General features: G+C 34.7%; 13 protein-coding genes. 5 read left to right on the top strand and 8 right to left on the bottom strand.

Annotated elements, in window-relative coordinates:
• The first annotated feature begins 22 nt into the window (after window positions 1-22).
• From IEV69_RS02105 to tsaB, 4 genes are all read left to right on the top strand, one after another.
• Window positions 23-1135, top strand: a complete 1113-nt coding sequence (locus IEV69_RS02105) for an efflux RND transporter periplasmic adaptor subunit (protein WP_188438966.1) — start codon at window positions 23-25, stop codon at window positions 1133-1135.
• Window positions 1136-1245: 110 nt separating this feature from the next.
• On the top strand, window positions 1246-2565 hold the full coding sequence (locus IEV69_RS02110; RefSeq protein ID WP_188438968.1) for a TolC family protein: 1320 nt from the start codon (window positions 1246-1248) through the stop codon (window positions 2563-2565).
• 11 nt (window positions 2566-2576) lie between these two features.
• Window positions 2577-3839, top strand: coding sequence for an efflux RND transporter periplasmic adaptor subunit (locus IEV69_RS02115; RefSeq protein ID WP_188438970.1), 1263 nt, complete (start codon window positions 2577-2579; stop codon window positions 3837-3839).
• A gap of 48 nt (window positions 3840-3887) precedes the next feature.
• Window positions 3888-4547: a tRNA (adenosine(37)-N6)-threonylcarbamoyltransferase complex dimerization subunit type 1 TsaB gene (gene tsaB, locus IEV69_RS02120; RefSeq protein ID WP_188438972.1), complete on the top strand. Its 660-nt coding sequence runs from the start codon at window positions 3888-3890 to the stop codon at window positions 4545-4547.
• Here tsaB and IEV69_RS02125 read toward each other — a convergent pair.
• The 8 genes from IEV69_RS02125 to IEV69_RS02160 form a co-directional block, all read right to left on the bottom strand.
• Complete coding sequence (locus tag IEV69_RS02125; protein WP_188438974.1) at window positions 4544-5236, bottom strand: hypothetical protein; 693 nt, start codon at window positions 5234-5236, stop codon at window positions 4544-4546. The two genes, tsaB and IEV69_RS02125, sit on opposite strands and share 4 nt — an antisense overlap.
• 164 nt (window positions 5237-5400) lie before the next feature.
• Window positions 5401-6111: a hypothetical protein gene (locus IEV69_RS02130; RefSeq protein ID WP_188438976.1), complete on the bottom strand. Its 711-nt coding sequence runs from the start codon at window positions 6109-6111 to the stop codon at window positions 5401-5403.
• A gap of 32 nt (window positions 6112-6143) precedes the next feature.
• Window positions 6144-6980, bottom strand: a complete 837-nt coding sequence (locus IEV69_RS02135; RefSeq protein WP_188438979.1) for a mechanosensitive ion channel family protein — start codon at window positions 6978-6980, stop codon at window positions 6144-6146.
• A gap of 165 nt (window positions 6981-7145) precedes the next feature.
• Window positions 7146-7859, bottom strand: a complete 714-nt coding sequence (locus IEV69_RS02140; RefSeq protein ID WP_188438981.1) for a hypothetical protein — start codon at window positions 7857-7859, stop codon at window positions 7146-7148.
• Window positions 7860-7939: 80 nt separating this feature from the next.
• Window positions 7940-8647, bottom strand: coding sequence for a hypothetical protein (locus IEV69_RS02145; RefSeq protein ID WP_188438983.1), 708 nt, complete (start codon window positions 8645-8647; stop codon window positions 7940-7942).
• A gap of 2 nt (window positions 8648-8649) precedes the next feature.
• Window positions 8650-10680, bottom strand: coding sequence for a thioredoxin domain-containing protein (locus IEV69_RS02150; RefSeq protein ID WP_229741267.1), 2031 nt, complete (start codon window positions 10678-10680; stop codon window positions 8650-8652).
• A gap of 135 nt (window positions 10681-10815) precedes the next feature.
• Window positions 10816-11016 carry a dodecin family protein gene (locus IEV69_RS02155; protein WP_188438985.1) on the bottom strand — a complete coding sequence of 67 codons (201 nt, stop codon included), beginning with the start codon at window positions 11014-11016 and terminating at the stop codon, window positions 10816-10818.
• A gap of 95 nt (window positions 11017-11111) precedes the next feature.
• The gene (locus IEV69_RS02160; RefSeq protein WP_188438987.1) at window positions 11112-12014 is read right to left on the bottom strand and encodes a NifU family protein; all 903 of its coding nucleotides are present in this window, start codon (window positions 12012-12014) and stop codon (window positions 11112-11114) included.
• A 145-nt stretch (window positions 12015-12159) separates the two neighbouring features.
• Between IEV69_RS02160 and IEV69_RS02165 the strand changes: the two genes are divergently transcribed.
• A partial coding sequence (locus IEV69_RS02165; protein WP_188438989.1) for an FIDD domain-containing protein occupies window positions 12160-14466 on the top strand: 2307 nt, incomplete at its 3' end.

Consider the following 14466-nt stretch of genomic DNA (forward strand, 5'->3'; position numbering starts at 1 on the left):
TGGCTTGTAAATTTTAATACAAATGAAAAAATCGGTAACAATTCTCATTCTTATTCTCATAGTCGTCACCTTTGTTGGGGCTTTGTATTACTTATACCAAAAGAATGCAGAGGATCCCACAGTTTATGATACTGAAACAGCTCAAACCACAACCATCGTTAAAAAGACCGTTGCAACAGGGAGCATTGTTCCCAGAGATGAGGTATTGATTAAGCCTAATATTTCTGGGATTATAGAAGAAATTTATATAGAACCGGGTCAACTGGTTGAAACTGGCGACTTGATTGCCCGTTTGCGTATTGTACCCAATGTTTCTAATCTGGCAAATACCCGAAACCAAATCAATACCGCACAAATTGCTTTAGACAATCAAAAGAAAAATTATGACCGTCAAAAGGCGCTTTTTGAAAAAGGAGTAATTTCCGCAAATGAGTTTGATCAGGCTGAAGTGGCTTTCCGCCAGGCAGAACAAAACTTGATTGCTGCAAAGCAAACGTTTGATATTGTTAAAACCGGAACCACCAGTGGTCTGGGAAGCGATGCAAATACTGACATTAGAGCAACAGTTCCCGGGATGATACTTGAAGTTCCTGTAAAAGTAGGTAATCAGGTTATTGAGTCTAACAACTTTAATGAAGGAACCACCATTGCAGCCATTGCCGATGTCAAAAAAATGATTTTTGAAGGTAAAGTAGATGAATCTGAAGTAGGAAAACTAACTGAAGAACTTCCCCTAGAAATCACTGTGGGGGCAATCGATAGTAAAGTTTTTGATGCAGTTTTAGATTACATTGCACCTAAAGGGAATGCAGAAAACGGAGCCATCCAGTTTGAAATTAAAGGAACCATAAAAAATCTGGATTCTACATTTATAAGAGCCGGATTAAGCGCCAATGCATCTATCATTCTTGATAAAGCTGAAGATGTACTGGCTTTAAAGGAGGGTCTCATTCAATATGATTCCAAAACGCAACAGGCCTTTGTTGAGGTAGAAACAGCTTCTCAAAACTTTGAAAGAAGAGAGGTAGAGCTGGGTTTAAGTGATGGAATATTTGTAGAAATAAAAAGTGGGATTTCAAAAGAAGATAAAGTGAAAATCTGGAACCCAATAGTTTCGCCTTTTGCAAATAGGTAAGAATTTTTGTAACAAATCAAAATACGCGAAGACTTATCAAATGCTATTGAAAAATAGTTATAACAGCTAAGTCTTTTTTAAGATTAAACAACCATTAAAAAAGTATACAAGTGAAAAAAATATTCCTAACAAGTTTGATTGCTTTATGTACACTTTCAGTTTTTACACAAAACAAAAAGTGGACGCTTGAAGAGGCTGTTGCTTATGCCATTGAAAATAATATTAGCATCAAGCAATCTGAATTAGAAGTAGATCAGGCAGAAATTCAAAAAGATGATGCTATTGGAAGATTTTTACCTTCTCTAAACGCCAGTGGAAGCCTCAACTCAAATACTGGAGCCAACATCAACCCGGTAACTAACAGTTTTGAAAACACAACTTTCACTTCATTTACAACAGGGTTTCAATCAAACTTAACGCTCTTTGACGGTCTGCGCAATATCAGACAATTTCAAAGAGCAAAACTCGATCAAATAGCTGCTCAGTATCGTTTAGGTCAAATGAAAGATGATGTTTCTCTGTTTGTGGCAAATGCCTATTTACAAATCTTATTTGAAAAAGAAAATTTGAAAATTATCCAATCACAAATACAAATCACAGAAGACCAGTTAGAACGCACCAACGAATTAGTTGATGCCGGAGTTGTTCCAAGAGGTGATTTGTTGGAAATCAAATCTACTTTAGCAAGTGATGAGCAACGTATCGTTAGAGCTGAAAACCAAATAAGGATTGCATTGATCAATCTGGCTCAAATTCTTTTAATAAAGGATTATGAGAATTTTGACATAGCAGATGCTGAATATGAGGTTCCACTCAATACAATTATGGAAAAGCCGGTTTCAGAGGTTGTTCAGGCAGCCAAAGAGTCACGTTATGAAATTAAAATTTCTGAACAAAATCTAGATATTGCTGAAAAGGACCTTCAAATAGCAAGAGGTGCTTACTATCCAACACTAAGTGCATTTGCCGGCTACAATACTCGTTGGGCAGATAATGACTTTCTGGGAAGAGATTTTATAACCCAACTCTATGAAAACGATGGAACTTTTTTTGGCGCACAGTTACAAGTTCCAATTTTCAACGGGCTTGGTGTTCGCAATAATGTGAAAAGAAATAAACTGAACATAGATCTGGCCAATTACAGAAAAGAACAAGCTGAACTCGATTTGGAGTCGAATGTTTACCAGGCATATACAGATGCTCAGGGAGCTCTGAAAGCATATGAAGCGGCCCTTGCTGCTGAAGAAGCACAACAATTAGCATATGATTATTCAAGAGAGCGTTTTGAAGTGGGTATCATCAATTCATTTGAATTCAGTCAGGCATTGTCAAGATTTGAAAATGCACAATCTGAAGTAATCAGAACAAAATATGATTATATTTTTAAACTAAAACTTTTAGAGCTATACTTCGGTATTTCTCTTTATTAATCAGATAGGTCATGAATAAGAAAACAGGTATTATTATTTCAGTCATCGTTGTGGTGATTCTTATATTGGTTGTTGGAAAAAAACAAGGTTGGTTTGGTAAATCAGGAAATTTTAAAGAAGTGGAAATCTCTAAAATTGAACCCATTACGATTATTGAAACTGTAGCTGCCACAGGAAAGATTCAGCCAGAAACTGAAATTAAAATATCTTCTGAAGTGTCTGGTGAAATAATTGAACTTCCTATTATAGAAGGACAACAAGTGAATAAAGGCGATTTAATGGTGCGAATCAACCCTGATTTATACCAATCAGGATTACAACGTTCACAGGCAGCACTACAAAATGTTAGAGCTGTATATAATCAAACTCAGGCTTCTTTAAAAGAGGCAAAATCAAATTACGATAGAAATAAATCCCTTTTTGAAAAAGGAATAATTTCAAAATCTGAATGGGACAGAATTGAGTCTGCATATGAAGGCGCTAAAGCAGCAAATGAATCAGCTTATTTCAATATTCAGAGTGCCTCTGCAACGGTAAATGAAGCCAGGGATAATCTAGCAAGAACAACCATTTATGCCCCCATTGACGGTACCATTTCAAAACTGGGTGTAGAACTGGGTGAACGTGTGGTTGGTACTCAGCAAATGGCCGGAACTGAAATACTCAGGGTTGCTAACCTTAACAGTATGGAAGTTGAAGTTGATGTAAATGAAAACGACATTGTTAAAGTAGCGATAGGCGACTCTACAAATGTTGAAGTAGACGCCTATTTAAGAAGAGAGTTTAAAGGAATAGTAACTTCCATTGCAAACTCTGCAGAAAGTGCCTTAACGGCAGATCAGGTTACTAACTTTAAAGTGAAAGTGAGAATTTTGCCGGGGTCTTATGCTGATTTATTGGAAGGAAAAGCTGAAAACTTTTCTCCCTTCAGACCCGGAATGACTGCAACCGTTGATATCATAACTAACAAAAGAGAGCAAGTTTTAGGAGTTCCCATCAGCTCGATTGTAATAAAAACCGATACTACTTCTAGCGTAGGCACAAAAAAGTCTACAGATATTCTTAACACGGAACGCTTTGAATGTGTTTTTGTCAAAGTGGGTGATGAAGCCAAATTAAAAGTAATAGAAACAGGCATTCAGGACAGTCAGTACATCGAAATCACCAAAGGTATAGAAGAAGGAGATGAGGTGATCACAGGGCCTTACAACACCGTTACTAAATCACTCAAATCTGGAGATAAAATAGAAGTGTCTAAGACTTCTAAAAAATAATTACTAAAAAATAAATTCTTTTCTTTGCAGTAACAAAGTAAAAGAACAATGGCAACCATTCTCTGCATAGAAACCACGACCACTAATTGCTCTGTGAGCATTTCTAGAAATGGAAAAACCATAGCAATCAAAGAGCAAAATACGCAAGGGTATTCACATGCTGAAAGCCTGCACGTTTTTATTGATGAGGTTTTGAAACAATGCGGAATATCCAAAATGGAAATGGATGCAGTTGCGGTAAGTAAAGGCCCTGGTTCTTACACAGGGTTGAGAATTGGTGTTTCTGCTGCCAAGGGTTTGTGCTACGCAATGAATCTTCCATTAATTTCAGTTGACACTCTTCAAGCCCTATCAATGCAAGTAAATGAAATGGGAGCAGTTTACATTCCTATGCTTGATGCAAGAAGAATGGAAGTTTTTACCGCTGTTTATGATGTAAACCATAAAAAAATTGAAGCAACACGGGCTTTAATTTTAGATAAAACATCATTTTCAGAACACCTTAACTCTGGAAAGACTGTGTTTATAGGAAATGCCAATGAAAAATTTAAAACCCTTTGTACACATTCCAATGCTGTTTTTGTAGATGGACTCCTGCCTTCTGCAAACGAAATGGGGTTTTTAGCCAATGAGAAGTATAAAATAAGCGACTTTGAAAATGTCGCTTATTTTGAACCTTATTATTTAAAAGACTTTATGAGTGGTTAATAAGTTTGGTTATAATATTCAACCAATTTTATTAAATCCTCTTCGTTTTTAACGTTTAAGTCATTCGACTTTGCGTATTTCTTAAAGCTCTTATAGTCTTTTGCTGCAATCAATTTTAATCTTCTGTTTTTTGAATTGGGTAATTCTTCTATAGTTCCGTCTACGCTAACTAAATAATATTTGGTTTCGTCGACAAGTCTGTTAGGGTGATTGCCGGTCATCATATTAACTGATTGTGCGCCTTCTACAAATTTCTTGGATAACTTTTTGTAAATTGACTTTTTAGTTCCTTCAACTAACACATTATAATAGCCACCAACTTCACCACTTGGCAATAAATAGGTATAGATTGCGTCGCCCATCTTAACATATAAATCTGTTTTTTTCATTACAGCTTGTATGTTTTTATTGCTCTCGTTGAGGGAAGATTTAATTTGAAATTCATCGTTTAGGGCATTGTATCGTAGAGCAACATCTGGAAAAATAACTGTACTTTCATTCAGGAGACTTCCCGTTTGAAAGCCTTCAGTTTGATAAGGAGTGCCTTTTGTGTTTTCTGGATTGTATTTAGAAGCTCTTGTGGTGTAATTTTGTAATTCCTTGGAGTTGCTGTCTGAGTATTGTTGAGCTTTTGATGAAGTTGAAAAGAATACTAAAGATATTAATACGAATGCTAATTGTTTAATCATTTGTTTGAGGAATTATATGTGTTTAAAATTTAACAAATGCGAATATAAAAGATTTAATTGGTATGAGGTGTTAATTTCTTTGCATTAAAATGTTAAAATTAAGCTGATTAAAATAGAAAAGGAGAAACATTTAGTTTCTCCTTTTACTTGAATTGTTGTTGTATTTAAATAGAAGAATCTATATAAGCAATAACTTTTAACAAGTCACTTTCATTTTTTAAATCCAGGTTTTTAGATTTGATATAATTGTTTATTTCATTTTCATTTCCGGAAAAAAGTTTAGAAAACTTTCTGTTTTTGTCCGGTAATTCAATAAACTTTCCATCTCCTCTAACTATGTAATAAACAGGATTATCTATAAATTTTGCAGGTCTGTCCTTGGTCATTGATGTTTTAGCTTCTTGTTCAGGAATGTATTTTTTGTTGTATTTTTTAAATAAGTCATATTTTTCGCCTCTTCTAAGTACCTCAAAGTAACCTCCTTTTTCAACGCCACCCTGATAGGGGACAAATACAAAAACTTTTTGTCCAATGCGAACATCAATTTCCGGAGACTTCATAAGTGCACTTGATTCATTGTCAGGCGTTTCAAATTTGGGTTTAAATTCCATTTCATCAACAAGTGCGTTGTACCTTAAAGGAACATTTTCAGCTACCAGTTTGTTTTTATGATAAATATCACCGGCTAGGTAATTGTCATTTGTATAAGGACTTCCAATGTAATTTAATGTATTTAAATCAATGTCTTTATATGTAGTGGTTTTCTGAAACTTGAACTGCATTAAATATTCAACTTGTTTTTGTTGAATAGGTTGTTGAGCATAAAAGTATTGTAGCCCAAATAATGCTATTAATGTTATAGCGAGTGTTTTCATGGTGTTGTTTTTTTAATATTTAAATTTAATTATTATTTCTCTTCTAGAAATTTATCAAGATTGAAATGATGTACATCTCTTTGTGGAAAAGGAATTGTGATGCCGGCACTTTCAAGCCTTGTTTTTGCTTCTTCAATGATGTAAAAATGGCAATCCCAAAAGTCTTCATTTAAAGCCCAAAAACGGACAGATAGATTAACCGAGCTGTCTGCAAGCTCACCTACAAAAACAACGGGCTCGGGGTCTTTCAAAATGGCTTCTTGCTCTTTCATTAAATTAACTAAAATTTCTCTTGCTTTTTTTATGTCTGAATCATAAGAAATCCCAATTGTAAGTACATCTCTCCTTTTTCCTTCTGAAGTATAATTTACAATATTGTCATTGGAAAGCTTTCCATTAGGTAATATAACAAGTTGGTTATTGATAGTGATTAATTTAGTGTAAAAAATAGAAATCTCTTTAACGGTGCCACTTTCCCCTTGAGCCTCTATAAAATCTCCTACCTGCATTGGTTTAAAAATCATTAACAAAACTCCCCCGGCAAAATTTGCCAGTGAACCTTGAAGTGCAAGACCAACTGCAAGACCTGCTGCACCAACTATAGCAACCAGTGAAGTTGTCTCAACCCCCAATTGTGATATTACAATTACAAACAAAAGAATTCTTAAAGTCCAGCCAATGATGTCTAATAGAAACTTTTCAAGGGTTGGTTCCATCTCACGTTTTGTAAATACCCTTCTTGCAAAACGTCTCAAAATTTTAATAAACCATAAACCAAGAAAGAGAATTAATAATGAAGTGATTATGCTGGGTAGAAATTCTAAAAACTTTTCACCATACTTTGAGATGTATTCACTTATTAATTCCATAAAATGAGGAGGTTTTTTAGGTTTATCTAATTAAAAAAATATTTTTTAAAATTAGCAATCAAAATCTAATAATGCAAATAAACTACTGAAACTTAGGAGTTTGTTAACAGGTAAATATTTACTGAAAAAAATAATTGTAATCAACTTTTGAGGGCTTAAAAAGAATTATAAGATACTGTTATAGTACTTAAAAATTTTAGCCATATCGGCTTCTTCCTTTGTGGAAAGTTTTTGTTCTTTAATATAGTTTTCAACATTTTTCTTTTTGTCTCCAAAAGCTTTTAAAAACTTTCTCTTTTTAGTGTTAAGTTCAAGAAATCTACCTTGTTTATTAACCATATAATAGGTGTCATTTCTGTCAAAACGTGCAGGTTGGTCTTGCTGGTAATTTGTTTCTGCAAACTTTTTTTTAATATAAGTTATACTCGATTTTTTGTATAAATCATAGTGGTCACCTTCGTGCAGAACTTTAAAATATCCACTTTTGTCGCTAGACAAACTGTTAAGGACGTAAACATAAGTGCTTCCTGAAATATCTACTATATAGTTTGGCGATTTTGTAAGCACACTTATTTCAGTGTCATCTGGTTGAAAACTACTTTTAATTTCAATTTCATCTGAAAAAATATTGTACCGCATAGGTACTTTTGATGCTTTTAGCTCAGTGTTTTCAAAAATGTTACCAGGTTGAAAGTAGTTGGTTTCATAAGGAGACCCTTTTATGTTTTTTAGATCTTCTTCAGAAATACCATACTGTTCAAAAAATATTTCTGCCTCTATTCTGGCATTTACAAGTTTGTTGTGAGCTCCCTGATTAATTTGGCTGTATAAACTTATAGAGATGAGTGATATAAACGCAATACTTAAATGTAATTTCATATAAAGGTAGATTTTGTTAATTTTCAAATATAATTAAATTGTAAAACTTTGTTTAGTCATTTGAGGATTAAAATTTCTGATTAATTCAGTAAACGAGCTATTTCTATTAAGGAGTTCTCATCGTTTAGATTGAGGTTTTTTTCTTTTATATAGTCAACGACTTCTTTATTGATTGATTCAATTACTGCAATTTTCTTACTATTTGAACTAGGTAAAGCTTTTAAATTTTCATCCTTTATAAAATAGGTCACTTTATCATTAAACCTGTGGGGAAAATCTTTTTCAAAAGATGTTCGCGCAATTTTTCCTTCTACGAATATTTTTGTGGTTTTTTTTAAAAGTTGTGTTTTTTTACCATTATACAAAACTTCAAAATACTGGCCCACTTCATCAATATTGGATTCAGGGATAAATAGGTAATGCTTGTCTTTAATTTGAACAGTAAATTCTGGTGATTTTTTGAGAATCATGATAAGTGAATCTGGTTCTGAAGTTGCATTTTTGATTTCCATAATATCATAATATGCATTATACCTCATAAACAATTGACTAAAGAGAGTTCCATCTTGTTTTTTCAATATAGCAGGTTGGAAAGTGTTATTTTCAAATGGACTTCCAACAATTTTTATTTTTGGGTATTCAGGAGTGGTTTTAGAGTCGCTTATGTATAAAAAATCAATATTGCGACCATCTGGACTTCTCCATTTATCAAAATGCTCTACTGGCAATTGAGCAAAGTTGTTTGAGCTCAAAAGTAGCATCGTTAATAGTGTAAATATGAGTTTCATCTTTAATTGAATTTAATAGTTGAAATAATTTTAGAAACCCGGGTTTCGGGTAAATTACAAGTTCCGTGAGTACATAAATATAAATTAGTTTTTCCGTCTTCAAATCTATTGCGGAATAAAGGAAAATTGTTCTCCTGAGTTGTTCCTGCTAATAATTTGTTTGGTAAATAATGAGAATTTACAACAGATGACTTTTTAACCGCCTTCGATCCACAAATCACAAGCTCATAAAACGGATGACTATGGTTTAACTGAAGGTCAAGCCAATTTGAAAACCCTTGAGGGTATTTTTTTAATTCCTGTAAAACGGAAGATAACATAACTCGTGATGTGTTTGTGTATTTAGTATTATCATAAAACGTGCCAAGCCACTGTAAATTTTTAGCCATAACAGAATTTGATGAAGGAATAACGTTGTCACGTATTTCAATGGTTTTTGAAATCAATTGCTCTCTGTGGGCTGAAGAATAAAAAAACATACCCGATTGATTGTCAAAGAAATCCTCATAACATATTTCTGTTAGTTTGTTTGCGCGCTTCACCCATTCTTCATTAAACGTACTTTCATACAGTGCAATAAAAGCTGAAATTAAGTGAGCATAATCTTCAAGGAATCCTACAGCGGCCACTTTTCCGTTTGTGTAATTCCGCATGAGTTTTTGTTCATTAGGCCAAAGTTTTTGACAAATAAAAGAGGTGTTTTTGAGTGCAATATCCAGAAACTCATCTTCATTGAATGCTTTATAAGCATCCATATAGGCTTTGATTATCATCGCATTCCAAGAGCAAATAATTTTATTATCAAGTCTTGGTCGGTTTTTAGTTGTCCGATGATTAAGAAGTGTTTCGCTCCAAAGAGTTTTTTTATTTTTAAATTCGGAAAGAGTCAAATTGTGTTTTTTACAAAATTCTTCATCACTTTGAGTCCGGATAAGTACATAACGTTCTTTTTCCCATTTACCGAAAGAATTTATGTTGTAGTAGTCAGCAAATAACTGAAAATCATTGTTGAGCTCTTTCTGAAGTTCTTCTTTGGTGAATACGTAATAAGCACCTTCTTCCAAAACACCAAATTCATTGATACTGTCTGCGTCAAGGGCGCTGTAAAAACCGCCTTCCTCATTAGAGAGTTCTCTTTTTATAAACTCCAGGGTTTTATAGACCACCTCTTTAAATAATGGGTTTTTATGGATTAAATAAGCATCACTGTACAAGCTTACCAGTTGGGCATTGTCATACAACATTTTCTCGAAATGAGGCACGTGCCACCGTTCATCAACTGAATACCTTGAAAAACCACCGTTGATATGGTCAAAGACCCCTCCATAAGCCATTTTTGTAAGGCTTAAATTGACATAATCTAACAATTGTTTGTCATTGTTTTGAAAAGCATAACGCAATAGAAAGTGAAGGTTGTTGGGCATCATGAATTTTGGAGCTCCTTTTGTACCCCCATTAGTTTGGTCAAATTGGCGTGACCAACCACTTAGAAGTTCTTCATAATCAAAATCTTTAAAATTTTGATCTTCGTTATTTTTTGAAACTAAATCCATTGTTTTAATGCCCTCCAAAAGTTTAGAAGCATATTCTATAAGTGTTTTGGGTTGATTTTTATGTAGCTTTTGAAGTTGCTGCAAAACTTCAATCCATCGCTCTTTGTTAAGAAAGGTGGCGCCCCAAACAGGCCGTCCGTCTGGAAGCGCCACAATATTTAAAGGCCAACCTCCTGATCCGGTCATTAATTGCAAAGCGTTCATATATACCTGATCAACATCCGGGCGCTCCTCCCGATCAACTTTGATATTTATAAAATGTTGATTCATTACTTTGGCAACAACTTCATTCTCAAAACACTCTTCTTCCATTACATGACACCAATGACAAGTAGAATATCCAATACTTATGAGTAATAACTTGTTTTCAGTCTGAGCCTTTTTTAAAACACCCTTACTCCAAGCACACCAGTTTACCGGATTGTGGGCATGTTGCAACAAATATGGACTTGTTTCATGAATGAGCTCGTTTGTGTGCATAGTGTTGATGTTTTCTCCTTTTATATGGTTAAATTTTACTTCAAATCCGACATAACAAATGTAAGTATAAAATGATTTGAAAAGAAAAAAGCAACACGAGTGAGTGTTGCTTTGATAATACTTAAAAAGCTAAAGTTAATGTACTTCAAATGTGATTTTGGTGTTCACTCTGTATTCTTTGATCATATTGTTTTCAACAACTGCACTTTGCTCATTAACATAAACTGAGCGGATGTTTTTAACGGTTTTTGAAGCATGGGTAACTGCTTTTTGAGCAGCATCTTCCCATCCTTTTTCAGAACTAGTTAATACTTCAATTACTTTTAAGACTGACATAATATTTTGATTTTTAGGATTAAAGAAACCTAAAGTTACAGAATTCTTAAAAGATAAACGAAAAGGGAACGTTAAAGGTTTGTGAACTAGGGTTTTTAACCGTTGATTGCTTCAACCTTTAGGGCATCATCGTTTAGCATGTCTTTTAGCATCGTTTCAATACCGTTTTTTAGCGTTACAGTTGAAGAGGGACAACCACTGCAAGCACCTTGTAAAATTACTTTCACTGTTTTAGTATGTTGGTCAAATGATTCAAAGGCAATATTTCCACCGTCGCTGGCTACGGCAGGCTTTACATATTCATTGAGAATAGAAACAATTTGTTTTGAATAATCATCAAGAGGAACTTCAGGTACATCAGGCTTAGAAGGTTCTTTTTTTGTTTGTGTAAGTAGTTCATTTTTTAGAATTTCTTTACCTTCTTCAATGTATTTTCTGATAAATTCTCTTAATTCTAAACTTACTTCCTGCCACTCAACAAGATCATATTTTGTTACAGAAATATAATTGGCACTGATAAAAACTTCTTTCACAAAAGAGAAGTGAAATAAAGCTTGAGCTAATGGAGCATGGGTGGCCTCATCGATGTTTTTAAACTCAAAGGTGCCATCAACCAAGGGTTTGTTAGCAACAAATTTTAATACGGCAGGGTTGGGAGTGCTTTCGGCATAGACTGTAACAGGAACTTTTTTAGCTGAAGGAGCCTCTTTGACGAGAATTTCGCCCGAGTTTAAATAATTTTCAATCTGTTCTGCAACTTCATTTTCAACATCTGGCCATTCAACGATGGAGAATTTTTCAATGGCTATAAAATTTTGTGCAATATAAATCGTTTTTACAAAAGGAAGGTAAAAAAGCTGTTGAGCCAGCGGACTTGATTTAGCCTCATCAATGTTTTTAAATTCATAACTGTTATTTGAAGTTAAAAACTGATTGGCAACAAATTTTTTTATTTCGGGATTTGATGTAGAATCAATTTTAATGTTAAAAATGGACATAGCAAGTATTTTTTTGCAAATCTATAAAATAAAAACAGAGCAATTCAATATATTTGACAACTTAACAAGTTAAGAAAATTATAATTTTAGCCTGTAAATCAATATAAATGATGAATTCCGATTTACAGAAATAACAATCCCCATTATGAGACGACTATTACACGCATTCGTGTTTTTGTTTCCATTTTTTGTGTTTTCTCAGCCGTATGTTACGGTTGATGTTGATACGTACACCCATGAAGAGCTCATCCTTGATGTGCTTATCAATAACCCTTGTGCTATAGTTGATAATGTTACGAGTGTAACAGGTACAGATTTTGGAAGTTTAAACGGCATTGGTTATTTTGAAAATACCAATGCAAACTTCCCGATGGAAAACGGGATAGTCTTGTCAACAACAAATGCATTACAAGTACCAGGACCAAACGGTAGCCCTCAGGATGCTGGTGACTGGCCTGGAGACGACCAGTTATTTGATTATATTCAAGCACTGGGTATTGACCCAGGCTTAACTTCCTATAACGATGCCTCCATTATGGAGTTTGACTTTACCCCTTTAAATGATTCTATAAGTTTTAATTTTGTATTTGCTTCCAATGAATATGGAACTTTTCAATGTTCTTATTCTGATGCTTTCGCTTTTTTTCTTGAAAATACTGACACAGGAGAAATCACTAATATGGCTTTAGTGCCTGATACCCCAGGTGAAGTACCCATTTCAGTGACAACCATAAGAGATCAAGCGCATAACGGAGGCTGTGCATCTGCAAACCCCGATTTTTTTAGCACCTATTACGGAGCGACAGGTTTGCCAAATTCTGAAGCACCAATTAACTTTAACGGACATACTGTTTTAATGCAGGCCTGGTCTTATGTGACAGCAAACACAACCTATCGTATGAAATTGGTTATTGCTGACCGAAATGATAGTTCATTTAACTCAGCTGTTTTTATACAAGGTGGTAGTTTTTTCTTAGGGGTAGACCTTGGAGATGATGTTACCATCGATAATGGAAATGCAGTGTGTGCTACTGAAGCTATAGTAATTGGAATTCAGGGAAGTATTGATCCAGACATTGCATACCAATGGTATGTGTATGATGAGGACTTAATGGATTTTGTATTATTACCAGGTGAGACCGGTCCAATTTTAGAAGTAGAAGAGTCCGGAACATACCAGCTGGAAGTTACCTTTTCCAATGGCTGTTCAGCAACAGATGAAATATTTGTAGAATTTGTTCCTCAGCCAATAGCTGGTATTCCTGACGATTTGATTGCTTGTGACAGCTCACCAAATGATGGATTCGCAGAATTTGACTTAACCGAAGCAGATGATCAGATTATTGACGGTCAGGCAGATGTTTTTGTAAGTTATTTTGAGACCTATGAATTGGCAGAAACCGGTGACCCTGCAGACCAGTTGATAAGTCCTTACACCAACATTGTTCCGGGCAGTCAGGTTGTATTTGCAAGACTGGAAGAAACAAGCGAATTTAGTTGCTATGAGATTGTCGAGTTAACCTTACAGGTAAACCCAGCCCCAGAAATAGCTGACCCAATCACAGATTTTTATGTATGCGATGACGATCAGGATGGCTTTGAGATTTTTGATTTAACGAGCAAAGATACCGAGATTCTCAATGGCTTGTTCAATATGGAGATTGACTACTACAACACCTTTGACGATGCCGATCAGGACATCAACCCCATTGGTGACCCTGTGAATTATAACAGTGGTGGCGGCGAAACCATATTTGTGCGCGTTGAAAGTCTGCTTTCAGAATGTTACACAGTTGGCCAGTTTGATTTGCTTTTTCACCCGGCACCTATTTTTACAAATCCAACTCCTTTCATTCAAATTAATGGAAGTAACGAATTTGATTTAACAGTTAAAATCCCTGAAATTTCAGGTGGTAATCCTAATGTTTCAATTAGTTTTCATATTGATGAACCTGATGCATGGGCAGGAGTAAACCCATTACCTTTGATGTATACAAGCGTTACAAACCCGCAGATAATTTGGGTTCGGGTACGTAATATCAATACTGGTTGTGTGGCATTAACTACCTTAGAATTATTTTATGAAAACATCCCTGTATTGATTGCGCCTGAACCTTTAGAGTATTGCGACCCCGACAATGATGGTTTTGGAGATTTTGATTTAGAATCCACCATTCCTGAAATTACAGGAGGAGATCCTGATATTTCAGTTACTTTTCATGAAACCCAGGCCAATGCTGAAAATGGTATATTACCCTTGCCCAACCCATATCCCAATGTAGTAATTTATAACCAAACAGTTTATGCACGTGGTGAAAGTATAACCTCTGGAAGTCATGATATAGTTCCTTTAGAGCTCCAGGTATTAGACAGTCCTCAGATAGAAGACCCTTCTCCCTTGGTTCAATGTGATTACAATAGCAATGGCACTTCGACCTTTGATTTAACCTTA

Origin of the sequence: Planktosalinus lacus (assembly GCF_014640155.1) — a bacterium.
Taxonomy (GTDB): Bacteria; Bacteroidota; Bacteroidia; order Flavobacteriales; family Flavobacteriaceae; genus Planktosalinus; species Planktosalinus lacus.